16 protein-coding genes are annotated in these 25,985 nt (G+C 47.8%); 6 read left to right on the top strand and 10 right to left on the bottom strand.

All coding sequences use genetic code 11. The features are described 5' to 3' along the window. Positions 1 to 176: 176 nt before the first annotated feature. The 4 genes from V3C10_20290 to V3C10_20305 all read left to right on the top strand — a co-directional run bounded on the left by V3C10_20290 (position 177) and on the right by V3C10_20305 (position 5,544). Positions 177 to 2,192, top strand: coding sequence for a sigma 54-interacting transcriptional regulator (locus tag V3C10_20290; protein ID WVP61616.1), 2,016 nt, complete (start codon positions 177 to 179; stop codon positions 2,190 to 2,192). Positions 2,193 to 2,493: 301 nt separating this feature from the next. Next, positions 2,494 to 3,219 carry a gamma-glutamyl-gamma-aminobutyrate hydrolase family protein gene (locus V3C10_20295; protein ID WVP61617.1) on the top strand — a complete coding sequence of 242 codons (726 nt, stop codon included), beginning with the start codon at positions 2,494 to 2,496 and terminating at the stop codon, positions 3,217 to 3,219. A 36-nt stretch (positions 3,220 to 3,255) separates the two neighbouring features. Further along, positions 3,256 to 4,662, top strand: a complete 1,407-nt coding sequence (gene nhaC, locus V3C10_20300; protein ID WVP61618.1) for a Na+/H+ antiporter NhaC — start codon at positions 3,256 to 3,258, stop codon at positions 4,660 to 4,662. 33 nt (positions 4,663 to 4,695) lie between these two features. Beyond that, on the top strand, positions 4,696 to 5,544 hold the full coding sequence (locus tag V3C10_20305; protein ID WVP61619.1) for a DMT family transporter: 849 nt from the start codon (positions 4,696 to 4,698) through the stop codon (positions 5,542 to 5,544). A gap of 94 nt (positions 5,545 to 5,638) precedes the next feature. Here the strand turns inward: V3C10_20305 and V3C10_20310 are convergent, their stop codons facing one another. Further along, complete coding sequence (locus tag V3C10_20310) at positions 5,639 to 6,115, bottom strand: hypothetical protein (protein WVP61620.1); 477 nt, start codon at positions 6,113 to 6,115, stop codon at positions 5,639 to 5,641. 174 nt (positions 6,116 to 6,289) lie between these two features. Between V3C10_20310 and V3C10_20315 the strand changes: the two genes are divergently transcribed. Beyond that, positions 6,290 to 6,781 (top strand): DUF6773 family protein, encoded by a 492-nt coding sequence (locus V3C10_20315; protein ID WVP61621.1) that lies wholly within the window; start codon positions 6,290 to 6,292, stop codon positions 6,779 to 6,781. Positions 6,782 to 6,881: 100 nt separating this feature from the next. Here the strand turns inward: V3C10_20315 and rpoC are convergent, their stop codons facing one another. From rpoC to V3C10_20360, 9 genes are all read right to left on the bottom strand, one after another. After that, positions 6,882 to 10,526 carry a DNA-directed RNA polymerase subunit beta' gene (rpoC, locus tag V3C10_20320; protein WVP61622.1) on the bottom strand — a complete coding sequence of 1,215 codons (3,645 nt, stop codon included), beginning with the start codon at positions 10,524 to 10,526 and terminating at the stop codon, positions 6,882 to 6,884. A 19-nt stretch (positions 10,527 to 10,545) separates the two neighbouring features. Then, positions 10,546 to 14,415 carry a DNA-directed RNA polymerase subunit beta gene (locus V3C10_20325; GenBank protein WVP61623.1) on the bottom strand — a complete coding sequence of 1,290 codons (3,870 nt, stop codon included), beginning with the start codon at positions 14,413 to 14,415 and terminating at the stop codon, positions 10,546 to 10,548. Positions 14,416 to 15,378: 963 nt separating this feature from the next. Further along, positions 15,379 to 16,557 (bottom strand): M20 family metallopeptidase, encoded by a 1,179-nt coding sequence (locus V3C10_20330; protein WVP61624.1) that lies wholly within the window; start codon positions 16,555 to 16,557, stop codon positions 15,379 to 15,381. Next, the gene (locus V3C10_20335) at positions 16,538 to 17,635 is read right to left on the bottom strand and encodes an enolase C-terminal domain-like protein (protein ID WVP61625.1); all 1,098 of its coding nucleotides are present in this window, start codon (positions 17,633 to 17,635) and stop codon (positions 16,538 to 16,540) included. The genes V3C10_20330 and V3C10_20335 overlap by 20 nt, the downstream gene beginning before the upstream one ends. A 214-nt stretch (positions 17,636 to 17,849) precedes the next feature. Then, positions 17,850 to 18,623, bottom strand: coding sequence for a serine hydrolase (locus tag V3C10_20340; protein WVP61626.1), 774 nt, complete (start codon positions 18,621 to 18,623; stop codon positions 17,850 to 17,852). After that, positions 18,623 to 19,441, bottom strand: coding sequence for a carbon-nitrogen family hydrolase (locus tag V3C10_20345; GenBank protein WVP61627.1), 819 nt, complete (start codon positions 19,439 to 19,441; stop codon positions 18,623 to 18,625). Before V3C10_20345 ends, V3C10_20340 begins: the two co-directional genes overlap by 1 nt. A gap of 240 nt (positions 19,442 to 19,681) precedes the next feature. Further along, positions 19,682 to 20,983: a Na+/H+ antiporter NhaC family protein gene (locus V3C10_20350; protein WVP61628.1), complete on the bottom strand. Its 1,302-nt coding sequence runs from the start codon at positions 20,981 to 20,983 to the stop codon at positions 19,682 to 19,684. 292 nt (positions 20,984 to 21,275) lie between these two features. Continuing rightward, the gene (locus V3C10_20355) at positions 21,276 to 22,118 is read right to left on the bottom strand and encodes a MurR/RpiR family transcriptional regulator (protein WVP61629.1); all 843 of its coding nucleotides are present in this window, start codon (positions 22,116 to 22,118) and stop codon (positions 21,276 to 21,278) included. Positions 22,119 to 22,416: 298 nt separating this feature from the next. After that, positions 22,417 to 24,105, bottom strand: coding sequence for a sigma 54-interacting transcriptional regulator (locus tag V3C10_20360; GenBank protein WVP61630.1), 1,689 nt, complete (start codon positions 24,103 to 24,105; stop codon positions 22,417 to 22,419). A gap of 459 nt (positions 24,106 to 24,564) precedes the next feature. Between V3C10_20360 and V3C10_20365 the strand changes: the two genes are divergently transcribed. After that, positions 24,565 to 25,974, top strand: coding sequence for a sodium:solute symporter family protein (locus V3C10_20365; protein WVP61631.1), 1,410 nt, complete (start codon positions 24,565 to 24,567; stop codon positions 25,972 to 25,974). Positions 25,975 to 25,985 lie beyond the last annotated feature (11 nt).

Consider the following 25,985-nt stretch of genomic DNA (forward strand, 5'->3'; position numbering starts at 1 on the left):
GTTTTTATGTTTACTGTTGTTTCTTATTCCTTTACTGTTATTCCTTTTTCGCCATTCCTTTATTGCCCTTCTCACTTTCCCGTCCTCTGCTACATTTTCCGGACTTCCATCGTCCTCATTCTCATGATACAATCAGTATAACTTAACTGTGATTTCCATTGAAAAGGGAAACTATCATGAAGAAAAAAATATCTATCGTTCTTAACGCACCGGTATCACCAAGCCTGGTTCCCAATCTGACCCGGGATCTGCGGCTTGTGTTTGGTGACGCCGTCGAAATATCCGTAATATACAGCAGTGAACTAAAAGAAAAGGAACAGTTAAACAGTGACGTCATCCTTATTATGCGTCCGGGTATTATGAAGCTTCTCCAGAATCACCTGCCGGATCCCGGTAAGGTGGTGCTCGTAACCCGCACTATATCCGAGGATGCCGTCTACCAGCTCTACGATATTCCCGCAGGGTCCCGCGTTTTAGTCGTAAATGATTCCCGTGAGACCACGGCCGATACGGTAGCCATGCTCTGCCAGCTCGGAATCGCCCATCTGGAACTGATTCCCTACCTGGATGCGGAGGCCGACTTTTCCGATATTCAGTTTGCCGTCACTCCAGGAGAGGCGCGGATGATTCCCCGCTCTATTCCCAATATCATTGATATCGGAGACCGCCGCCTGGATATGCAGACCTTTCTGGATATGCTCCCTCTGTTAAACCTCAGTTCGGATTCTATCAGCCAGGCTCTAATCCGGTACTCGGAAAATAAGCTTGAACTGCATACGGGAATTAAGAAGCGCTATATCCAAAATTACATGCTCAGTGAAACACTGACTCAAATTCTGAGTCTCCAGAAATCGGGAATTATTGTTACGGATGCCCAGTATCATATCAGCTATTGGAATACCGAGGCGGAACGTATTCTGGAAAAAACTCCGGGAAACCATCTTAACCTCTCCCTCTGTCTTCCTGCCGATATTGCGGGGCGTTTAACCGCCTCCTCTTTTACCGATGATCTCTTCACCCTGGGCGGAAGCTCTTTTATGATCAGCCGTATCCCCCTGCATACAATGGGCCAGGTTTCCGGCTACTGCCTTACCTTTGAATCCGCTTCCCAGATCAGAAAAAGCGGAAGTGAGCTGAGCCGGAGGCTGCGCAACCAGGGGCTTTCCGCCAGGTATTATTTTGACGATATTATTTATAACAGTCCCGCCATGGAACACTGCATTACACTTGCAAAAAGGGTGGCGGCCAGCGATTACACCGTATTGATCACGGGTGAAACCGGCACGGGAAAAGAACTCTTCGCCCAGGCCATCCACAATTATTCATCCAGAAAAAACGGTCCCTTTGTAGCGGTAAACTGTGCCGCTCTGCCCGAAAGTCTCCTGGAAAGTGAATTGTTCGGATATGAAGAAGGCGCTTTTACAGGAGCACGGCGCGGCGGTAAAATGGGACTTTTTGAACAGGCTGACGGCGGCACCCTGTTTCTGGATGAAATCGGGGATATGCCCTATTCCCTGCAGTCCCGTCTTCTCCGTGTACTTCAGGAACAGCAGATTGTACGCATCGGAGGAGGAGGCGCCATCAATATCAATGTACGGGTTTTAACTGCCACCAACTGTAATTTAGTGGAACTGACAAAAGAAAAAAAGTTCCGGGAAGATCTCTATTTCCGTCTGAACGTATTTCCGCTTTCACTGCCTCCCCTCCGCCTGAGAAAAGAAGATATTATACCGCTGTTCTCATTTTTAAGTGGCATCGAGTCACAGGCGCTTGAGCCGCAAATAAAAAACCGGCTGCTTTCCTATCGGTGGCCCGGCAACGTCAGAGAACTCCGGAACGCGGCGAATTACTACCAGCTGATGGGGAATTTGGAATGCCTCCCAGCGGCCGAAGAATCTGAGGCTGCCTTCATACCGGTGGATGCCTCTTCCCCCACCCGCATTACCGATCAGATTCTGGATATCGTCCGCACTTTTAACGGACTTAAACAGACCATCGGACGGACCGGGCTTATCACGGAAATGGAGAAGAGGGGATTTACCATCAGCCAGAAGCGAATGGAGTATTTTATTAAAATGCTTCTGGATTCCGGTTATATTACCCGCAGCAGAGGACGCAGCGGAATTTATCTGACGGAATCCGGCAAACGGCACTTCAATAATGCCGGTATTGACTTCAAAACACTCTGCTAATCTTCCCTTCATAATTATTTATAAATTGTTTATAAATAGCTTGCAAATTATTTTTTAAACAATTTGCAAGCTATTTGTTTTTATTTCACATTCCCCTTCTATCTTTTTACGACTGTTTTTTCCTTTTTTCCCGAAAAAACGCCATTCTATTCCCCCTTGATATTACAAGAAAAATCCGAGCCTTACTTTACAAAATTCTATTTCTTTTAATTTTCACAATATTTTTGGCACGTAAATTGCTTTTCTTATAAGACAAACGCGTTTTTATTTTAATTGAAATTAGATTTGGAGGATTTTACAAATGAACCAGCAACCTGTTATCGGCCTGACTTCGGCCAGAATGTTTATGGAAGATACTTTTTTGAATGGAATACCCAAGGCGTCTGTCAACACCGACTATATAGATGCCGTTATCAAAGCCGGAGGAATTCCCATTTCCCTGCCCCCGGTATGCGGATTACCGGAAATCCGACGCTATATTGAACTGTGCGACGGAATACTCGTAACCGGGGGAATGGACGTATCCCCCATCCTCTATCATGAACTTCCCCATTCTCAATGCGGCAGTTTTGATCTAGAGATGGATCGCACCCACATAGCCCTGATTCAGGAAACGATTAGGGCCGACAAGCCGCTTCTTGGAATCTGCCGCGGGATGCAGCTGATTAACGTTGCTCTGGGAGGCACACTCTATCAGGATATTCCCGCCCAATGCCCGGGCTGCGGAGGCCATTCCTTCGCCCATGTCAGAAGTGATGCCGTACATACCGTTACATTAGAAGAAGGCTCACCGCTCCACCGGATTTATGGCCGCACGGAACTTGAAGTCAACAGCATCCACCATCAGTCGGTGAAGGATCCCGGAACAGGCGTAAAGCTTTGTGCCATAGCTCCCGACGGTGTTGCGGAGGGGCTCTGGGTTCCGGGTAAAAAAATAACCGCAGTTCAGTGGCATCCTGAAATGCTTCTGCTGAAATCGGAAGAATCACTGTGCCTCTTCAAAAATTTTATCGGCCTGTGCCGCTAAGCATCTACTATAATCAATCTATTGGGGGATCTTTTTATGGAAAACAAAAAAACTTTTAAGACACCATCATTTCAGTATTCGCTCTTTGTGCTTCTTGCCCTGGCGGTCAGCACGTTCGCGGGCATGAAGCTTTTCGGGGCTTCTTTAAACGTTATTATGTTTTTAAACTGGCTTTTGATGACCGTTCTGGCGGTTCCGCTCGGTTTCAGCTATGACATCCTGGAGAAAAAAGCGGCAGAAAGCCTTTCCGGTATCCTGACCACGCTCTTTATTATTTTCGCCATCGGCGGCCTGACCGGCACCTGGATGGCATCCGGAACCGTTCCTTCCATCGTTTATTACGGAATGAACATCATGAGCGCCAAATTCTTTCTTCCCGCCTCTTTGATTCTCTGTTCCATCGTTTCGGTCTCAACCGGAACTTCCTGGGGGACGCTGGGAACCATGGGTGTTGCCCTCGTCGGGATCGGGGCCGGTCTGGGTGTTCCTGCCGGAATGACCGCAGGTGCGGCTATCTGCGGCGCCTGGTTTGGAGACAAAATCTCCCCGCTGTCCGATACCACCAATTTTACGGCTGCCATCGTAGGCGCTCCTCTCAGCACCCATATCCGCCATATGATGTATACGACGGGACCTTCTTACCTCATCACGCTCGGCCTTTTCACCGTCTTAGGACTCCGGGTGTCTCAGACAAGCAGCCTGGATACCTCTTTAATTCTGGCTACCCAGGAAGGCATTGCCGCCAACTTTCATTTAGGTATTCCGGTTATGATTCCCGTTGCCATTGTACTCATTTTGCTCCTCATGCGTAAAAATCCGACCATGGCCCTGCTGGCCGGTTCCTTTGCCGGAATTCTCGTTGCCATTCTGTACCAGGGTTCCACCACTCCGCTGGCATTCAACAGTCTTTACAACGGCTTTAGCAGAGAATTTGAAAATCCGTTTCTCGCTTCCTTACTGAACCGCGGAGGCATTACCAGCATGCTCGGGACCTGTATGACGATTATTTTCTGTGTCGGCATCGGCGGAATGATGAAGGAAATGGGCGTCATCCACGTCATTGTAACCCAGCTGGCAAAATTAATCCGTTCCACCGGGAGCCTGATACTGATATCGGAAATAATTGCATATGTTGCCCAGATGCTTTCCGGTTCCCATTATTTTTCCGACGTTATGCTGCAGTCCACCATGCTCGATATCTACAAAGAAAAACGTTTAAAACCTGAAAACTTATCAAGACTCATGGAAGACTGTAATACCATTGGAGGCACTATGATTCCATGGAGTTCCACGGCGCTTTATATTGTCGCCACCATCAATGTACCCTTTATGGAATACCTGCCGTACATTTTCCTGTGCTACCTGACCCCGTTGATTGGCTTGTTCTGCGGTTTTACCGGCTGGGGGATTGCGAGATATAAAGACAACGAAGAAATTTCATAAAATAACACGATATGTGCGGAGGAACGTAACATCATGAACCATAAAAAAGCTATGCTTTTGACCTGTATTATTGCCCTTTTGTGGAGCCTGGCCGGATGGAATATCAAAATGATCGCCTGGAGTCCCTATGCAATTGCCACCGGACGCAGTATTATTGCCTCTGTACTGCTTGCTCCCCTCATTCTAAAAAAGAAAAATCTGCATATCAGCCGTTATGTCGTCGGCGGCGCCGTCTGCTATGCCGCCTTTAACTACAGTTTTATCGTTTCGACAAAACTGGCTTCTTCCGCCATCGCCATCATGATGCAGTATACCGCCCCGATTTACGTAGCGGTGTTGGCCTGGATCTTTCTAAGGGAGCGGATTATAAAAGCGGATATTTTCAGCATGGTCTTTGTTTTTGGCGGAATGATCCTGTTTTTTACCGACTCTGCGGGCGGCGGGAGCCTGATGGGAAAGCTGATCGCCATGTTAAACGGAGTCACCTTTGCCGGAATATCCATCTTTCTCCGTCTTGAAAAGGATGGCAGCCCGGCGCTGGCCATGTTTTTCGGAAATGTGATTTCCGGTGTCATCGGTATCCCCTTTGTCTGCTTCGCCGGAATGCCTGATACCAGAAGCATCCTTTTCCTGCTTCTGGCCGGAACCTTATGCGCCGTTACCTACACCCTCTATGCCATCGCCAGCACGGGACTCTCCGCTCTTGAAACCGTTCTGCTGCCGATTATTGATCCGGTGATGAATCCGGTATGGGTCTTCTTATTTCTCGGAGAAGCCCCCGGGTTCCGCTCCATGATTGGAGCCTTCATCGTACTCATATCCGTTACGGCCCGCGTTCTCTACGGCATTCAAAATGACAAACGCCGGATTCTCACGGCCTGAGATTTTATTCCATTATATAAAAACCAGCAGCCCGGTTCCACTTGTCCGGTCCGCTGGTTTTTATTGATGGCGTCAGCCTCCGGTCATTTCTCCGTCAGGCCTCACTGTCTTTATTGATCAGTTCCATAATCCTTGCGATCTCTTCCTTCTCATCTCCGGAAATTCTGCCGTAATTTTCATGTTCCTTTTTGTCCGTCCATCTGCATAAAAACCATTCATCCTTACCGCCTTTTGGGAGCGCGCCCCCCTTTTCAACAGTGAAATAGTAAACCTTTTTAAATTCTTCCCCGAATACAATGTACACTCTGCTGCAAAGAGGCTCCGACCCAGGCTCGGGCATTATAATCTGTGCCATAAACCACGGCTCCTCCAGCCTGTAAAGCCGGACGGAGAAATCTTCTTTTTTATAAGGATTTTCTATCTTTTCTGCGTTGGAAAGAATATCATACAGTTTCCAGATAAGTTCTTCCTTTTTATGTGACAGTGTGCCAATTATCTGCGCCGGATCCCGGAACAGTTCATCCGGCAAAAAACGATGTTCAACTACATATCTTAATTCCCGTGCATCCATACTCCCCCTCCTCTCTTATATTACGCAATGGGACACTTACCCTCCTATTATTCCGTCTCTATTCATTCTAATCACTCACGTCTCCGGTGTCAAACCTTCATTGAATTTGTGTATCAGTATCTGCCAGACGCTTCACAAAACATTGGACGAATTATTCTGGGAGGAGGAAGATAAATGAAATTATTTAAGAATAACATGGATGAAAGACAAACATTGGAAATGCTTCAGTCAAGAAAAATAACATGCTGGATCTTTTACACACTGCTAATCGCATCTCTAATCATACAGTCCTGGTTACTGAATCTACCGTTTGCCTATTATGCCCCCGAATTTTCGATCCTGCTGATTGGTGGCATTTATTTAATTATTTCCGATATACGCAGGGGCGAATGGGAGGACTTTACCCACATGAAGCCGGGAATCAAGTCTTATCTGTTCTGGTCGGCAGGTTCGGCAGTTATTGCTTCCATTATTTTTACGATACTACAGTATATCCGTCTGTCGGCCTCCGGCAAAGTATTGCCGTTTTCGGATATACTCCTGTCTTCCGGCATATTTATGATATTTATATTTTGCTTTGCCTTTGCAGCCCTTACTTTGGTCGGAACATTGACCCAAAAGCAGAGAAAAAAACTGGAGCAGAAATATGAAGACACTGAGGATTAGAAGTTGTTGTAAGGGACCGGGCTAATTTTGCAGAAAAAACTTATCATCTTGAAGTGCAAAAAACGGCAGACCGGACTGAACATCCGGCCTGCCGTTTATTTTATTCTTCGCTCAAATCATCCTCATTCAGAACAATTCTGTCTGCTTCGTCGAGAATATCCAGGTCGATTTCATCGTCGGCCAGCATAATCTCATCCTCTTCTTCCACATCTGTATTCAGCTTGATGGAACGGTATCTCTTCATACCGGTTCCCGCAGGAATCAGCTTACCGATGATAACGTTCTCTTTCAGACCGATCAGCTTATCAACTTTACCGTTGATGGCTGCTTCTGTCAGAACCTTTGTCGTCTCCTGGAAGGAAGCGGCCGACAGGAAGGAATCCGTAGCCAGGGAAGCCTTTGTGATACCGAGCATAACCTGACGGCCGATTGCCGGTTCTTTGCCTTCCGCGATCAGAGCCTCGTTCATATCGTTGTAATCCAGAACGTCCATAGAGGTTCCCGGAAGTACATCGGCGTCTCCGCTCTCCTCGACCTTAATCTTCTTCAGCATCTGGCGTACAATCATCTCGATATGCTTATCGTTGATTTCTACACCCTGCAGACGGTAAACTCGCTGAACCTCCTGGATCATGTAATCCTGAACGGCGCGGACGCCCTTAATCTTCAGAATATCATGCGGGTTTACACTACCTTCCGTCAGCTCATCGCCGGCCTCAAGGTAAGCGCCGTCCTGAATCTTGATCCTGGAACCGTAAGGGATCAGATAAGCCTTGGAATTTCCTGTCTCATTATCTGTAATGATGATCTCACGTTTCTTCTTTGTATCTTTGATTGTTGCAATGCCTGCAAATTCAGCAATGATTGCAAGTCCCTTCGGCTTACGTGCCTCGAAAAGCTCCTCGACACGGGGAAGACCCTGTGTGATATCGCCGCCGGCAACACCGCCCGTATGGAACGTACGCATGGTCAGCTGTGTACCAGGCTCACCGATGGACTGAGCGGCAATGATACCGACTGCCTCACCTACCTGGACCGGCTGTCCCGTCGCCATGTTGGCGCCGTAGCACTTCGCACATACACCGATATGGGATTTACAGGTCAGGACGGTACGGATCTTGATGCTGTCCCTTCCCTGTTTCCTGAGTGCCGCCATAACGGCTGCCGCACGCTTCGGAGTGCACATATGGTTTGCTTTAACAACAATTTCTCCCGTATCGGGATCCGTGATTGTTTCTGCGATGAAACGGCCTGTAATACGCTCTTCAAGCGCCTCGATCGTCTCCTGTCCGTCCATGAAGCCTTTGATCTCCATGAATGGGATTTCTTTTCCTTCACAGCAGTCCTCTTCACGTACGATCAGATCCTGTGAAACGTCTACAAGACGTCTTGTCAGGTAACCCGAGTCGGCCGTACGCAGCGCCGTATCGGACAGACCTTTACGCGCTCCATGGGCGGAGATAAAGTACTCCAGTACGTCAAGACCCTCACGGAAGTTGGACTTGATAGGAAGTTCGATGGTATGGCCTGTTGTATCGGCCATAAGTCCACGCATACCTGCCAGCTGTTTAATCTGTTTATCAGAACCACGGGCTCCGGAATCGGCCATCATGTAGATGTTGTTGTACTTGTCAAGTCCGGTTAACAGGTCGTGGGTCAGCTGATCATCGGTCGCCTTCCATGTCTCGATAACTTCTTTGTAACGCTCTTCCTCTGTGATAAGGCCACGGCGGAAGTTCTTGGCAATCTGGTCAACGGTAGCCTGGGCATCTTCAATGAGCTGCTTCTTGCTCTCCGGCACGGTCATATCAGAAATAGATACGGTCATGGCCGCCCTTGTGGAGTATTTGTAACCAATTGCCTTGATATCGTCAAGTGTCACGGCTGTCTGTGTTGCTCCATGAATATTGATAACTTTTTCAAGAATCTGTTTTAACTGCTTCTTGCCTACGTGGAAGTCAACTTCCAGCTTTAACTCATTTTCTTCGATGCTTCTGTCCACAAAACCGAGGTCCTGAGGAATAATCTCATTGAAAATGAAGCGGCCTACGGTAGACTCGATAATACCGGTCTTAACGGTACCGTCCGGCATTCTCTTCTGCACTCTCACTTTAACCTTGGAATGAAGTGTAACCTCACCGTTCTCATAAGCCAGAATCGCCTCATTTACACTCTTGAAGGCCATGCCTTCGCCCTTTGCTCCCGGCCTTTCCTGTGTCAGGTAATAGATACCAAGAACCATATCCTGTGAAGGAACGGCTACAGGTCCGCCATCCGACGGTTTTAACAGGTTGTTAGGAGACAGGAGGAGGAAACGGCACTCTGCCTGGGCCTCTACGGACAGCGGCAGATGGACGGCCATCTGGTCACCGTCGAAGTCGGCGTTGAAAGCGGTACAAACAAGCGGATGAAGCTTGATCGCCTTACCTTCTACCAGAATCGGCTCGAAAGCCTGAATACCAAGTCTGTGCAGTGTAGGGGCACGGTTTAACATAACCGGATGCTCCTTGATAACGTCTTCCAGTACATCCCAGACTTCGGGCTGGAGACGCTCTACCATCTTCTTTGCATTTTTAATGTTGTGCGCCGTACCGTTGGAAACGAGTTCCTTCATAACGAACGGCTTGAACAGCTCGATCGCCATCTCTTTCGGAAGGCCGCACTGGTAAATCTTCAGTTCCGGTCCAACGACGATAACGGAACGTCCCGAATAGTCAACTCGTTTGCCCAGAAGGTTCTGGCGGAAACGGCCCTGTTTACCCTTTAACATATCGGAGAGGGATTTGAGGGCTCTGTTTCCAGGACCTGTAACAGGTCTGCCCCGTCTGCCGTTGTCGATGAGTGCGTCGACTGCTTCCTGGAGCATACGTTTCTCGTTCCTGACAATGATGTCGGGAGCGCCCAGTTCCAGAAGGCGTGCAAGACGGTTGTTACGGTTGATGATTCTTCTATATAAGTCGTTTAAGTCGGATGTTGCAAAACGGCCGCCGTCCAGCTGTACCATAGGACGGATATCCGGCGGAATAACCGGAACCACGGTCATAATCATCCACTCCGGTTTGTTGCCGGAGTTTCTGAATGCTTCAACTACTTCCAGTCTCTTGATGATACGGGCGCGCTTCTGGCCTGTGGCATCCTTTAACTGCTTTCTTAAGTCTTCGGAATCCTTCTCAAGGTCAATGGCCTGTAAAAGTTCCTGGATCGCCTCGGCTCCCATTCCCACACGGAAATTGCCGTAGCCGTATTTCTCAAGCTCATCGCGGTATTCCTTCTCGGATAATACCTGTTTGTACTGAAGGCTGGTCTTGCCCGGATCCAGTACAACATAGGAAGCAAAGTAAAGAACTTTCTCCAGTGTTCTTGGAGATATATCGAGAATCAGGCCCATACGGCTTGGGATTCCCTTGAAATACCAGATATGGGAAACAGGCGCCGCGAGGGCGATATGGCCCACGCGCTCCCTGCGGACACTGGCTTTTGTTACTTCTACGCCGCATCGGTCACAGATTACACCTTTATATCTGATTTTTTTATATTTACCACAATGGCACTCCCAGTCTTTGCTGGGTCCGAAAATCTTCTCACAGAACAGACCGTCTTTCTCCGGCTTTAATGTCCTGTAGTTGATGGTCTCCGGCTTCTTTACCTCGCCGTGGGACCATTCAAGGATCTTCTCAGGGGATGCCAAACCAATCTTGATTGCATCAAATGTCAATGGCTGATAAGTTTCGTTTGTCTCTGGCATGAACAGTACTCCCTCCTATTTATTCTTCATCATCAGAATAATCATCGTCCTGAACGTCGTCAAAATCATCCTGAATTTCTGCAAAGTCGTCGCTGTCATCTGTAGTTTCTACAGCCGCTAATTCTCCGTCCTTAAATTCCTGCTCCTGGTAACCAAGGGTTCCGAGAGACTCGTTCTGGGAGTAATGTTTGCTGTCACTTTCAAGGATAGAACGGATATCTGTATCGCCATAGTCGATTGTTTCGGCCAGTTCCACTTCGGAACCGTCCTCTTTGAGGACTCTGACATCCAGGCCCAGGGACTGAAGCTCTTTAAGAAGTACCTTAAAGGACTCAGGGATACCAGGCTCAGGGATATTCTCACCCTTGATGATTGCCTCATAAGTCTTAACACGGCCTACAACGTCATCAGACTTCACTGTCAGGATCTCCTGCAGTGTGTAGGATGCACCGTATGCCTCGAGAGCCCAAACCTCCATCTCTCCGAAACGCTGGCCGCCGAACTGAGCTTTACCACCCAGAGGCTGCTGTGTAACGAGGGAGTATGGTCCGGTAGAACGTGCATGGATCTTATCATCTACCAGATGGTGGAGCTTGAGGTAATGCATGTGTCCGATTGTTACAGGGCTGTCGAAATATTCTCCTGTACGGCCGTCGCGCAGACGCACCTTACCGTCGCGCCCCAGAGGCACGCCTTTCCAGAGCGCTCTGTGTTCCAGATGGCTTCCCAGGTATTCCATCAGCTTCGGATCAGCCTTATCTTTGTATTTCTCTTCAAATTCCTCCCAGGAGCTGTTGACATAGTCATTGGCCAGTTCCAGGGTATCCTGAATATCTATCTCGTTTGCGCCGTCGAAAATCGGTGTGGACACGTTGAATCCAAGCGCTCTTGCAGCAAGGCTTAAATGGATTTCCAGAACCTGTCCGATATTCATACGTGAAGGCACGCCCAGAGGGTTAAGAACGATATCCAGCGGACGTCCGTTCGGAAGAAACGGCATATCCTCTACAGGGAGCACACGGGAAACAACACCCTTATTACCGTGACGGCCGGCCATCTTATCACCTACGGAAATCTTACGTTTCTGTGCGATGTAGATGCGGACTGTCTCGTTCACGCCTGGAGAAAGCTCATCACCGTTCTCTCTTGTAAATACCTTGGCATCTACGATAATACCGTAAGCGCCGTGAGGTACCTTCAACGAAGTGTCACGCACTTCTCTGGCCTTCTCACCAAAGATGGCACGCAGCAGTCTCTCTTCAGCGGTAAGCTCCGTCTCTCCCTTTGGAGTAACCTTGCCCACTAGGATGTCCCCTGCACGGACCTCGGCACCGATACGGATGATACCTCTCTCGTCCAGATCTTTTAATGCGTCCTCGCCGACACCAGGAACATCTCTTGTGATCTCCTCCGGTCCCAGCTTGGTGTCACGTGCTTCTGCCTCATATTCTTCAATATGGACGGAAGTATAGACATCTTCCTGTACCAGCCGCTCGCTTAAAAGAACGGCATCCTCGTAGTTGTAACCTTCCCAGGTCATGAATCCGATTAACGGGTTCTTGCCCAGAGCGATCTCACCGTTGTCTGTGGACGGGCCGTCTGCGATAACTTCTCCAGCCTCGATATGATCACCCTTGTAAACAATCGGTTTCTGGTTATAACAGTTACTCTGGTTGCTTCTCTTGAATTTTGTAAGATGGTAAACATCTCTGTTTCCATCGGAATCTCTCTTGATAATGATCTCGTTGGATGCGGAACGCTCAACCACGCCTGCATTCTTTGCAACTACGCAGACACCGGAGTCAACCGCCGCTTTTCCCTCGATACCTGTACCAACGACTGCCGCCTCTGTCTTAAGAAGCGGAACGGCCTGACGCTGCATGTTGGAACCCATCAGCGCACGGTTGGCATCGTCGTTCTCCAGGAAAGGAATCATGGACGTAGCAACAGAGAATACCATCTTAGGAGAAACGTCCATCAGGTCGATTCTCTTCTTCTGGAACTCAGATGTCTCCTCGCGGAAACGTCCTGATACGTTATTATGAATGAAGTGGCCTTCCTCGTCTAACGGCTCATTCGCCTGTGCGACAACGAAGTTATCCTCTTCATCTGCCGTCAGGTATACAACTTCTTCTGTTACGACAGGGTTGTGAGGATCTGTCTTGTCAACGACACGGTAAGGCGCCTCTACAAATCCGTACTGGTTTACTCTTGCATAGGTTGCAAGGGAGTTGATAAGACCGATGTTCGGACCCTCGGGGGTCTCGATAGGGCACATGCGGCCGTAATGTGTATAGTGAACATCTCGTACCTCGAATCCGGCACGATCTCTGGAAAGACCGCCAGGTCCCAATGCGGAAAGACGTCTCTTATGTGTCAGCTCGGCCAGAGGGTTATTCTGATCCATGAACTGGGACAGCTGGGAGCTTCCGAAGAACTCCTTCACTGCTGCAGTTACCGGCTTGATATTAATTAAGGACTGTGCGGAAACACCTTCCATATCCTGTGTGGTCATTCTCTCACGAACCACACGCTCCATTCTGGAGAGACCGATACGGTACTGGTTCTGTAAGAGTTCACCTACGGCACGGATACGTCTGTTGCCCAGATGGTCAATGTCGTCCGCGTTGCCGATGCCGCCTTCCAGGTGCATATTATAGTTGATGGAAGCAATGATGTCTTCTTTCGTAATATGCTTTGGAATCAGATCGTGGATATCCCTCTTAATCAGTTCTTTTAATTCTTCCTGAGATCCAGCTTCTGCCAGAATACCTTCGAGGATTGGGTAGAATACTAACTCTGTAACGCCAACCTCTTCCGGATCGAAATCCACATAGGAAGCAAGGTCTACCATCATATTGGAGAGAACTTTGTGGTTCTTTCTCTCGCCCTGAATCCAAACGTAAGGGATGGCTGCGTTCTGGATATCGGTTGCGAGCTGTTTATCAACTACCGTACCTTTTTCCGCAAGAATTTCACCGGTTGACATGTCTACGACATCTTCACCCAGTGTCTGGCCGGAAATACGGTTTTTAAAATGAAGTTTCTTATTGAATTTATAACGGCCTACCTTTGCAAGGTCATATCTTCTGGGGTCGAAGAACATGCTGTTTAATAAGCTCTCTGCACTGTCTACGGAAAGAGGCTCGCCCGGACGGATCTTCTTATATAATTCCAGAAGGCCATCCTGGTAGTTGCTGGAAGGATCTTTCTCAAAGCTCTTCTCCAGCTTCAGCTCTTCACCGAACAGCTCAATGATCTCTGCATTGGTTCCATAACCCAGGGCACGGATCAGGACGGTAACCGGAACTTTTCTCGTTCTGTCCACGCGGACATAGAAAATATCGTTGGAATCCGTCTCATACTCAAGCCATGCTCCACGGTTCGGGATAACTGTACAGCTGTAAAGCTCCGTACCAACCTTATCATGTGCAATACCGTAATATATACCAGGGGAACGTACTAACTGGCTTACGATAACACGCTCAGCGCCGTTGATTACAAAGGAACCGGTGTCGGTCATAAGCGGCAGATCGCCCATGAAAATCTCATGTTCATTAATCTCGTCTTTATCCTTATTGCAAAGTCTAACCTTTACTTTTAAAGGAGCAGCATAAGTTGCATCACGTTCCTTACACTCTTCGATCGTATATTTGATGTCATCTTTACACAGTGTAAAATCTACAAAGTCCAAACTCAAGTGCCCGGCAAAGTCTGCAATCGGGGAGATGTCAGCAAACACTTCACGAAGGCCCTCATCGAGGAACCACTGATAAGAGTTTTTCTGAATCTCAATCAAGTTCGGCATTTCCAGAACTTCTTTTTGTCTTGAGAAGGTCATTCTTACACCTTTACCGGCTTTCACCGGACGCATCCTGCTTTTCTCCATTCGACGTTTCACCCCTGTTTTCTTTCTATGGTTTAATTTTGGGCATACTACGGCCTTATGAGCCTAGCTTACCACAATAGTGCATTTTTCATCTTATCATGAAATAATTTGTGTGTCAAGGAAATTTTTGCCCAGATTTCCTGTATTTATGCGGGTGGGGGATGAAAAGGCCGGACGCTGGATTGGCATGGATGGGCGGTCCTTGGGAAGGGGGAGCGCTGGGGAGAAGGGCAGATATGATTATTCCGGGAAACGCTTTCGCTCGGTGAAGTGCGTAGCTGCGCTAGACTCGTGGAATACCTCGTCAAGTGCAGACGGACTTCAAGGTTCCCTGCATAATCATATCTGCCCTTCTCCCCCTCCACTAAGTTTTCGCAGGACCGTCCTTCCATGCAATCCGGCTGGTTGTCCTCTTTTTCATGGGGAAGGTATTTGTCGAGATCGCGTAGGTTTTGTAGAAATAAAAAGGGGGTGGCTGGATGATTTATAATGTCTATGTCGAATTTGTCCGTAATGGTTTATATGTAGTGGTTCGGCTGTGTAATCGTTCCTCTATATAATGATTCATCTACGTAATGATTCATCTATGTAGTTGCTTATATTTATAAACCGGCTTGTCGCTCATACTTTATCTGTCTGTGTTTTATATTTATTTATGTTTTATATTTATTTATGTTTTATATTTATTATAGAAAGAAGTCTTGAGAATTTGCAAAACAGACCTTAATGAAAAGCAGCGGCCGGCTGTTCGTGATTTTGTTTCCGGCTGTGGTTGTTCTTAAGGTCCGTTTTGGGTTTATTAAGCTTGATTCGGTTTTATTGAGTTTTTTGACTTTATTTAGTATTGTTTTATTTCTTTTGTATAAGTGGTTTTTTAGCTATCTTCCATTTCTATTTACTATGTTTTGTTCTTATACTGTTATGTTTGTTCTCACCTTTAGCCATGTTTCGGCGCTTTTAGTTTTAAACATAGTTTATGAAATATTCCCCCAGCAGGGCCAGGGCTTCTTTCAGGGTGGCTTCTTTGGGGAGGAATTTTTCGTTGTGCAGTGGGTATTCACTTTCGCAGCCCATGAAAAAATACATGGTTGGAAGGATCCGGCCGTAGAAGGAGAAGTCTTCGCCGATTAGGCTGGGGGAGATTTCTGTGTGGACAGAATCTTTTCCCAGTATGGTTTCGGCGGCGTCCCGGAATTTGGCTGTGAGGCGGGTGTCGTTGTTTACCAGGGCATAGCCGTCTTCTATGGTGACGGTTGTGGTCCCGCGGTAGGCCGTCGCTATGTTATGGGCCAGTTCTTCTATTCTTTTGTGTATGAATAACCGGATTTCCGGGTTCAGGCTGCGGATTGTTCCCTCAATCAGCACCTCATCACATATGATGTTGTAACGGCCCGATGTTTTGATGGAACCGATTGAAATGAGCACAGTTTCAAAGGGGCTGATTTCACGCCGGATTTTATGTTCCACCGCGCTGATGATCTCTGCTGCGATTGAGATGGCATCTACCCCTTTCTGCGGTTCGGCAGCGTGCGCTTTTTTGCCGGTCACCTGAATCAGGAGTTTATCGGATGATGCCATGATGGGGCCTGGTTTTACGGCGATTTCCCCGACTCTCAGTTCTGGCCACATGTGCAGTCCGTAGAATTCTGTTACACCGTATTTTTCAAATATTCCACGGGCGATTACGGCCCTGGCGCCCCCGGTGGGGTTGCACTCCTCCGCGGGCTGGAATACGAGCAGCACGTTTACGTTTAAAAAAGCTCTGAATTTCCAGAGAATTACGGAGAGTCCCGCTGCGATGGATGCATGCATGTCATGGCCGCAGGCGTGCATGACGCCCATGTTGACGGATTTAAATTCTATCTCGTTTTTTTCCTCAATCGGCAGGGCATCAATGTCGGCGCGGAAGCCGACCGTGCGCTCTTTCCGGCAATTGATCCATACATAGCCGCCGGTCATATTTTCGAATCCGTAAAATGGCACTCCATATTCTTCCAGAAACAGTTTTATCCGCGAAGTAGTCCCCGTCTCCCGATAACCCTGTTCCGGATGCGCATGGATTTCCCGCCTGAGCGTTCTGACACCAGGGAGAATTTCCTGCAAAAATGCCTGTATCTGCGGATTATTTAAAAATGCTTTCATCTACTTCGATTCCCAGGCCTGGCAATTGGGGGACTTCTACAAAACCATCCTTGACTTTAAAATCTTCTATTATAATATCATGCTGGTGCAGCGGACCCCCGAGCAGTAAATCATTGGGAATATCCGCATTCGGCGTGCTGGCCACAAAATGGATGCTGGCGGCCGATCCAATTCCCACTTCCAGGTTGCTTCCTGCCGTTGCAGACAGGCCTTCCGCCTCCAGGCATGCGGCAATCTTCTTCGCCATTGTCAGACCTCCAACTTTTCCGACCTTTATGTTTACACTGTCGCAGGCTTTTTCGCGGATCACCGTGTTTACGGCATGGTAATCTGAAACCGACTCATCCGCCATGATGGGAGTTTTCAGGCGTTCACGCAGCATTCTCATGCCCTGGATATCCCACCGTTTTACCGGCTGTTCGATGCTCTCCAGGCCGAACTCTTCCAGCCTTTGAAATGTCTGATACGCGGCGCTGTAATTGTATCCCTGGTTGGCATCCAGACGCAGCGGAAAGCCGTCTCCCAGTTCATCACGAATGCGTTTTACCAATTTTATATCGACTTCCGGTGATTTTCCCACTTTTACTTTCAGAACACGGTATCCCTCCTGCAGTTTTTCCCTGGCCTCCTGGATGGATGCATCTAAATCCTGCATACCAACCACCCAGCTAAGGGCCACTTTCTCCCGGTATAATCCTCCGAGCAGCCGATATGCCGGGACATCCAGCATTTTTCCCATGATGTCGTATAGTGCCATGTCTGCCGCCGACTTCGCCGCATAATTTCCGTATATGGCAAAATTCATTTTTTCATGAATTACTTCCGTATCAAAAACATTCATTCCGATCAGCGCGTCCCTCAGATAGCGGTTGACGGCCACCTCCATCGTATAGCCTGTTTCTCCCATAAAGGCCGGCGACGGAGCCGCTTCTCCGAATCCTACGATGCCGTCCTCCGTTGTGATTCTAATTACGCCATGGGCCCTGGTGCTCTGCTCGTACAGCGAGATTTTCCACTGTTTCTTCAGCGGAAGTTCCAGAACCTTGATTTCCACATTTTTTATGATTCCTCTGTTCATGTTTTTATTCCTCTATTCTTTTACATTAAAATTTCTTATACTTTCTTTTTTTATACCCTCTTCTTTCGTGCCTTCTTATTTGTGCCTTCTTATTTTTACCTTCTTTCTATGCAGCTTCTTTCTTTGCAGCTTCTTTTAATATTTAAAGCTTCTTTTTATCCCTTCTCTTGTTTGAAAATAACAAAACCTCTCGTTTAATCACTCAGCCCGTCTTCTAATATAAATTCCTGTAGAGCAATTTCCCGATTTCCTGATTCAGCCAAATCCCCTCCTGATTGTCGGCAAGATCTTTTGTAAGCACAATAACGATGATTTCTTCCCCATTTGCACATATAATACCCGCATCATGTTCCACTCCCGGCAAATCCCCGGTCTTATGTGCAAAGCGGATTTCTTCTCCCATAAAAACCGGGAGTTTATTATTGCACTGCTGACGGAACAGGATATCCAGAATCTCCTCCCTGAATGGGCTCTTTAAAACCGCCTTCAGAATCTTCCTGATATCCGCGGCGCTTGTGTCGTTGTCAAGTCCCACCTTTTTTGCCTCCGCATCCATCATCTTCCTGAGAAGAGCCGTATCATTCATCTCCAGTGCTTTAATTTCACAATTGATCTCAGGCATTCCTATCCTATCAATTAAGAGGTTCGTGGCAATATTGTCGCTCAGGGTGATCATCAACACGGCTAAATCACGGATCGTCGGGTTAAGACCGTTTTCCAAATCTTTGAGCACCCCGAATCCCCCCACATGGCAGTCTTTTGTCACCTCTACGCGGGTTTCCAAAACGATCTGCCCTTTTTCCGCCATCGAAAATAATGTTAAGAGTATCGGAAGCTTGATAAGACTGGCGGCCGGAAAAATTTCATTCCCGTTTATTTCAATTTTCTCTCCGGTTCTCATGTTTTCGACAATGACGGACTTACTTCCGGACACACGGGAACAGAGGTTTGTAATCTCTTTTTCCAGCTTTACCGCATCCATTCCCATTACTCCTCCCCGGCCAGAATCTCACCGTAGCTTCCCGGTCTGCGGTCGCGGAACATGTGGATGGTTTCACGTATTTCTTTTACCGCGGAAAGATCCACCGTTCCGGTAATAATTTCTTCACCGTCTCCTCCCTCCGCAATCACCGTTCCCCAAGGATCAATGATAATTGAATGGCCGCAGTAGGTGCCCATCGGGCTTTCCCCCACACGGTTGCAGGCCACAATAAACATCTGGTTTTCTATGGCTCTTGCCATTAAAAGCGTTCTCCAGTGAGATACCCTGGGATTGGGAAAATTGGATGTGACGATCACCATTTCTGCCCCCTTCAGCGCATAGGTGCGGGACAGCTCGCAGAACCGGATATCGTAACAGATCATAAAGCCGACCCGGCCCAGCTCCGTATCGTAAACCTCCGTCTTTGTGCCATGCAGATACGGCACATCCTCATCCATATCGCTGTATAGATGCATTTTACTGTAATCACCTACAATTTTTCCCTCCCGGTTAATCAGAAACGTCGTATTTCTCATACCGTCGTCAAACTGAATTCCGATTGAGCCTGCCACGATCCATACAGAATGTTTTTTTGCACATTCTTTTAATACGGTGACTGCAGGACCGTCAATTGTTTCGATATAATCTCCCATGTGATGAAACATTTCATCTGAGAAACCCGAGGACCAGTCCTCCGGCAGCACGATCACATCAGGTCTCGGCGTCTTCTTCATTGCCGTATTAATTAAATCAGTTACATGCGCGGCGTTATATTCAAAATCACAAAATTTAATATCTGTCTGAAGTAATGCAAAATTTGTCATTTTATCCCCTTTTATACCTTTCCTTCTGTTGTTTTTAAACTCAATTCCTGGCCACGATCCGGCGCCTTCAGAGGCATTCCGGACTACTTCCTTTTAATTTGGACCGGGGATTCTGCTCCCCAGCTAGTTCCCCGATCCCCTGATGCAGTTCTCGTTTAAAATTCTCCGGATGTTCAATACCATCGCAGCTTCCACCACGCAAAATGCCGCCGCTTGAACAGCCATGTCATACTTTTTTTGTCATCCATTATACATTACAGCCCGAATCAACACATAGATAAATGTAATGATCGTAATAACCCAGCCGTTTTTCAGCATTGCCTTGATGTCCTTTGATCTGGCGAGTCCCATATTTCCAACCATGTCGACCGTCGGGGTGACAAAAAATGTGATCTGGCAGCCTACCAGCACGACCAGCGCCCAAATATCCATTTTTACAGAGAGTACTACTACGAGAGGCAGGAAGAGATCGTGAATCATCTTTGCCTGCGCAACACCGGCTCCCGATATTCCAAACACGCCGATCGCGGTGCTCAACATCAGGAATACCACAACTCCACCCGCATCGATGAGCGGCTGCATGTATCCGGCAATCGCGTCAAATGCCCCGGATGCGGCCACATAGTTGAGGAACGGATCAAAGAGAATAAACATGAAAAACATCCAGAACATCTTGGACGCTCCCTGAACAAGAGTTGTCAGCCCCTGTGCAATTCCCATTCCCGACGCCATCGCCGTTACAAGAGAAGCCACCAGCATTACCACAATGGCATAAGAAGCTCCCGCCTTTACCATGACGCCGTAAATAAGCATGATAAGCATTGTGATTCCAAATGCCCAGGTTGCCCTGTTAATCTCCGGTGTCACCTGAAAATCTTCGGCGACTGAATCTTCTTTATTATAAGTAATTTTTCCTTCCGTCAGTTTCTGGGTGCGGCAGGCCACAAAAAAAGTACAGACCCATATGATCAGTCCCAACGGCAGTCCGGCCGTTTTCATATACTGGCTGTAATTAAGCCCCGTTAACCCCATCACAGTTGCAACCGGAGGAACAAAAGGGCCAATCTGCAGTCCGGCGGCACCGGCTCCGTGCAGAATAACGCCGAGTGTGCTGGGAGTAATGCCCAGACTGGCCATGATTGGTATCAGAATCGGCGCAATGATTGCATTGGAACCGGAAAGTGTCCCAAGCATGGAAACAAGAAGCGTCGACGTGCACATCGCAATTAAAATTGCCTGCTTCTGGGATTTTAATTTTGCTTTTCCAATGACAAGGTGGACAATATTGTGTGCAACTTTTGTTTTGGTAAGTACCTCGCCCAGTCCTGAGCCAAGTACAATGATAAATCCAATCAGTGACAAAAATGAACTGAGTGAGTTTTGGAGTACGGTTCCAAATCCACTCACAGTCTCCCCCGTCATGACAGCGCCAAGAATGACACAAATCAAGACGGAAAGGTTCATATCTTTTCCCTTCATCATCAGGATGATATAGAGAATCAAAGGCAAAAATCCTAAAATAGGCGGTAACCCTAAAATCATTACAGCATCTCCTTCCACTACCCCATCTTTTTACACCACGGCTTTCTGCCGTGGTGAAATCGGTTCCTATTCAGTTTTATTTATAACTTTTTCAGGGAAATACCGGCTTCCGTCAGACGATGGAAACCTTCTAAGACAGTACCGCCCGGCTTCTTGCAATTTGCCTGTTTTTAGCGTATACTAAAAGAAGGGGGGGAGCTCTTTAAAGATTGTCTGAATGGGCCAACATGCAGCGCTTTATTAGTTCCTTCCTTTATTGTCCTGAATATTCTGAAAATGTTATATTTCTTTCTTACAAATATAATCCATACTCGAGTGCTATCTCGTCCTGGCGTTCTAATTTCTTTAATGTATTCTCTTTATCCCTCCTTCCTGCCGCCGTTATCAGAGCGTTAGCCACCGTCATTGAATTAACAAAAGAATAAGTGTCCACCGCGTGTTTTGCCAAAAGGACATTTGTCGCTTTGAGCGCGATCGGTGATGAATGACTGTCCGTGATCGCGATAATTTTGCATCCCTTTTTATTCAGGTATGACACAATATTATAGGTCGCCCGCGTATATCTCTCATAGCTGATTGCAATGAGGCAGTCATTTTCTTCTATATACTGAAGCTTATTTGAAATATCTCCCGTTCCCTCTGTCAGCAGTTCCACCTGCTCCATGAACTCTTTCAGCATAAAATACAGGTAATAAGCCACGCTGTACGAGGAACGTGCTGCTGTAATATACAGTTTCCGGCAATTTGTTATCAGTTCCACCGATTCCTGAAAATTCTTTTTCAAATCTTCGCTGTTCAGAGTTTCCAAGGAGTTGATATTCAGTCTTATCATCCGGCTGAGAATGTCCTCCTCCCCCTCCTCCGTGATCGAGTGCTTCAGCTCCCGCATCGGCACTACATCCTTGCGGATCAAATCCGCCGCACTTTTCTGGAATTCCGAGTAGCCGTTAAAGCCCAGTTCTCTGGTGAATCTGGTGATACTGGCCATACTGACCCCAGTCTTCCCACCCAGTTCCGTGATCGATAAAAACGGCAGTATATGTATATTATCTTTTATAAAATCAGCCAGCTTTTTTTGAGTTTTAGTCAGGTTTTCATAGCTTTCACCTATGATACTCAATACGTTTTTTTCCATCTGTATTCCTCCATGGTTTCATTATAAAAACTATGTATCTGAAAGTCAATAGAAATGTAAATTTATTTTCATTTTTTAATTATTATGGTAATCATTTTTCATCCCCTTCTTGCCATTATGTAAGCTTTCGGTTGTCCGGCTCAATTTTCAACTTATTTCGAGGCCGGCCGACACGCAAAAAAGGACGGCTGTTATGATTCAGAGAAACCACCATGTTCCCTGAGCATAATAACCGCCCTTTTTCACATTTTCGCGTTTATCCCACCATTCTTTCCTGATCCCGCGCTTCTGCATTACTTTAATTTATAATCCCATATTTCCGTATCCGGTATTGCAGGCTCTGACGTTTAAGTCCCAGTTTTTTGGCTGCCTGGGTGACGTTTCCGCAGTAATGGCGCAGCGTCTCCGTGATGATTTCCGACTCATAGTCTTCCATCTGTTCCTGGAGCGTGCCTCCGGCCAGTTTCCCGGGCCGCCCGCTTCCCGGCGCTGCCTCTCCTGTCCGCGCCGTTTCTTCCGTTCCCCGAGCCGCACCCGTCTCTGTTTTCCGGAAACAATACGCCGGAAGATATTCCAGGCGGAATACACGGTCCGCGGCCACGTTCATCGCGTAATCCACCGCATGGAACAGTTCCCGGACATTGCCCGGCCAGGAATACTGCTGTAACTGCCAGAGCACCGCCGGTTCTATCTCGTTGAACGGGAAGGCATACTCCCCTTTAATCTGGGCAATATGGTACAGGATCAGTTCTTCTATATCCTCCGGCCTCTCACGCAGAGGCGGTATTTCCAGAATAATGGTTGCCAGACGGTAAAATAAGTCGGAGCGGAGCTTCTGCTGCTCCATCAGCAGAAACGGATTCTCGTTGCAGCTTGAGATCACCCTCACATCCGTCCTGTATTCCCTGCTTCCGTCCACCCGTCTATACGTCCCTTCCTGGAGGGCGCGCAGTACCTTGGCCTGCATGCTGAGGCTCATGGAATTCAGCTCATCCAGAAACAGGGTACCTTTATCCGCTTCTTCCAAAAGGCCTTTTTTATCGGCGCTTCCGGTAAACGAGCCTTTTGCCGTCCCAAATAAAATACTTTCTATCAGGCCCTCCGGTATGGCCGCACAATTGAGGGCTACAAACGGCGCTTTCTTCCTGGCGCTTGCCCGGTGGATGCTCTGTGCGATAATCTCTTTTCCCGTTCCTGTCTCGCCAACGATCAGGACATTATTATTCTGATACGCCACTTTTTTCGCCAGTTCTCTCAGCTTTTTAATTCCGGGATGATGGCCTATCATATTGTCAAAGCTGTATCCGGTGTCCCGGCGGTAATCGGAGGACTCGGAGACCTTCTCTTTCACCGCATTCTGAAGCTTTTCAAGCTGTTCCGCCTTGCGGTAAATGACTGAAATATTTTCTTCCAGGGCCAGGGCCGCAATTGTCTTCCCATCCATTTTTACCGGAAAAGCAGAATTAACCGTAAACAGTTCCGTCCCCTTTCTGGAATAGTAATGCTTGAATCTGTACCTCACCGGCGCCTCCATGCGAAGGGCCTCCAGGGTCGTGCTGTCGTCGGCCTCCACGTCGAACACATCCAGGAGATGTTTTCCTTCCACCGCCCCGTCATTTTCAATAATCTCTCTCGCCACACTGTTAAAATAAAGAATATTGCCATGTTCATCATAAATCTGAATGCTCTCGTCCAGTGTATCAAACACCTTCTCATAAAGCAAACGCCTGCCCAGTCCCCTCTTCAGCAGAAAGAGACGCCTGCCCTCCTCCAGTTCCTCCGTCTGATACTGGAAAAGTTCATTGTGCCAGGTGACGCTCTCCTCTTCCCTGTTCCATGAAAACTCAGTCAGGGTCTCCAGGGGACGTCCCGTATATTTACTCCAAAACGAATTATATTTCTTTTCAAGCGCTCCGTTCTCCCAACGGATTCTGAGCAGTCTGCCTTCGGAATCCGTAAGAAGACTGATATCATACAAATCTGCCATATCTCCACCTCCGCCTGTTCTTTGGTCTTAACTTAGCATAACTGCCATGTTTTGTCCATCTCAACTGCAAAATATTTATGCAATTGCAAAATTTTTTTGCAGTTTTAGGTAACAAGAGACTTTTTTTCGCTCTTATATTTGGAGAATGCCGCCCTTATATTTGGAGAATATCGCTCTCATATTTAGAGAATGCCTTGTATTTTTTCTTAACATAATGCGAATTTTCCTGTTTTTTAAATCTTTATTTCTGTTGTCCTATGATACCTTTCATTCATTTGGACACCTATTTTCCGCCTTCCGTCTCCGGTTATCCGGCCAACGGACACCGTTTTCCCGATATGCCTTCATCCGCCTTGCATTTTACAATTGTAAAGTTTTTTTATATTTTTTCATCATTCCAAAAATTCTGGCACGCCTCTTGCTTATTAATCAGGTATAAATTCAAAGGAGGAATCTTTCATGTTAACGGTAATTCTAATCTCGTATCTGGTAATCATGTTTGGTGTCAGCGTGTGGGCAAACAAGTTCAATTCTTCCACCGAGGACTTCCTGCTCGCCGGGCGGCGGCTGGGCGTTTTCCTGGCCGCATTTACCCTGGCTGCGACCTACTTCGGAGGCGGTTATGTGGTAGGCCTCGGTGCCGAGGCCTATTCGTCGGGAATGATTGCATGGTACAACGGGCTGGCCGGAGCCGTCGGCATCCTGGCCGTATGCCTGGTACTTAAGAAAATGGAGGGTATGCAGCTTTACACGGTTGCTGAAATTCTGGAGACAAGATACGGCAGCCCATTGCTCCGTTTTCTCTGCGCGATGCTGTCGCTCCTGGCCCTGGTTGGAATTCTGGCCGGACAGGTAAACTCTGCCGGAAGTATTCTTTCTTCCATCGGTATCGGCAGCCCGGTTGTGGGAGGGCTCATCGCCGCCGCATTCTTTATCGGCTACACCGTAGTCGGAGGGCTGTGGGCCGTCACGATTACGGATTTTATCCAGATTATCGTAGCCGGAGCGGGAATTATTGCCGCAACCTTTTTCACGATTCATCACCTGGGCGGATGGGGCGGCCTGGTGGATGCCGTGAATGCACAGACAACAACGAATTATTTCACAATGACACAGGGCGTTGAACCTTCCTATATTCTCTACCTGATCCTTCCGATGTTCATCTACACCCTGATTGGACAGGACGTTTACCAGAGATTATTTGCCGCGAAAGACACAGGCACAGCCAAAAAGGCCGGAATCATGGCATGCGTGATTGTGGGGATCCTCACCTTTTTCCCGGTTCTTCTGGGTATCGCGGGCAAGGCCCTGTTCCCGGAGCTTGCCAATCCGTCCCTGGTGGTTCCGCAGATTATTTCCACCATACTGCCTCCTGCTCTGGGCGGAATTACGCTGGCAGCCGTTATCGCGGCCATCCTCTCAACCGCCGACTCCATCCTGACAGCCGCCACCTCCCATGTAATCGGCGACGTCTACCTGCGCTTTATCCTGAGGGGAGAGGCGGCCGACGATGCAAAACTGCTTAAAATGTCCCGTCTCTGGACGCTGATTATCGGCCTGATTTCCGTATTTGTCGCTCTGATGCTGCCGAATATCCTGAACCTGTTACTACTTTCCTACACCATTTACACCGCCGGCGTATTTGCCCCGGTCGTAGGCGGCCTCCTGTGGAAAAAGGCAACAAAAGAGGGGGCATTCGCCGGTTTGGCAGGCGGTCTGCTGTTCGTAGTCCTGGGAATGAACGGCTTTTCCGTTTTCGGCGTGCCGTCCGATATCATGAGCTGCTTTTTCTCCGTGATTATCTTTGCCATTGTTTCATTATTAACCTACCGGCCGGAAAAAAACGGAACGGCCGCTGCAGAAAAATAGCTTAAATGGAA

It is taken from the genome of [Clostridium] symbiosum, from assembly GCA_036419695.1.
Classification (GTDB): Bacteria; Bacillota; Clostridia; order Lachnospirales; family Lachnospiraceae; genus Otoolea; species Otoolea symbiosa_A.

Bases quoted from the DNA above. Each gene is read 5' to 3' on its own strand.
- V3C10_20290 (WVP61616.1), top strand. From the start codon at position 177: ATGAAGAAAAAAATATCTATCGTTCTTAACGCACCGGTATCACCAAGC.
- V3C10_20295 (WVP61617.1), top strand. From the start codon at position 2,494: ATGAACCAGCAACCTGTTATCGGCCTGACTTCGGCCAGAATGTTTATG.
- nhaC (WVP61618.1), top strand. From the start codon at position 3,256: ATGGAAAACAAAAAAACTTTTAAGACACCATCATTTCAGTATTCGCTC.
- V3C10_20305 (WVP61619.1), top strand. From the start codon at position 4,696: ATGAACCATAAAAAAGCTATGCTTTTGACCTGTATTATTGCCCTTTTG.
- V3C10_20310 (WVP61620.1), bottom strand. From the start codon at position 6,115: ATGGATGCACGGGAATTAAGATATGTAGTTGAACATCGTTTTTTGCCG.
- V3C10_20315 (WVP61621.1), top strand. From the start codon at position 6,290: ATGAAATTATTTAAGAATAACATGGATGAAAGACAAACATTGGAAATG.
- rpoC (WVP61622.1), bottom strand. From the start codon at position 10,526: ATGCCAGAGACAAACGAAACTTATCAGCCATTGACATTTGATGCAATC.
- V3C10_20325 (WVP61623.1), bottom strand. From the start codon at position 14,415: ATGGAGAAAAGCAGGATGCGTCCGGTGAAAGCCGGTAAAGGTGTAAGA.
- V3C10_20330 (WVP61624.1), bottom strand. From the start codon at position 16,557: ATGAAAGCATTTTTAAATAATCCGCAGATACAGGCATTTTTGCAGGAA.
- V3C10_20335 (WVP61625.1), bottom strand. From the start codon at position 17,635: ATGAACAGAGGAATCATAAAAAATGTGGAAATCAAGGTTCTGGAACTT.
- V3C10_20340 (WVP61626.1), bottom strand. From the start codon at position 18,623: ATGGGAATGGATGCGGTAAAGCTGGAAAAAGAGATTACAAACCTCTGT.
- V3C10_20345 (WVP61627.1), bottom strand. From the start codon at position 19,441: ATGACAAATTTTGCATTACTTCAGACAGATATTAAATTTTGTGATTTT.
- V3C10_20350 (WVP61628.1), bottom strand. From the start codon at position 20,983: ATGATTTTAGGGTTACCGCCTATTTTAGGATTTTTGCCTTTGATTCTC.
- V3C10_20355 (WVP61629.1), bottom strand. From the start codon at position 22,118: ATGGAAAAAAACGTATTGAGTATCATAGGTGAAAGCTATGAAAACCTG.
- V3C10_20360 (WVP61630.1), bottom strand. From the start codon at position 24,105: ATGGCAGATTTGTATGATATCAGTCTTCTTACGGATTCCGAAGGCAGA.
- V3C10_20365 (WVP61631.1), top strand. From the start codon at position 24,565: ATGTTAACGGTAATTCTAATCTCGTATCTGGTAATCATGTTTGGTGTC.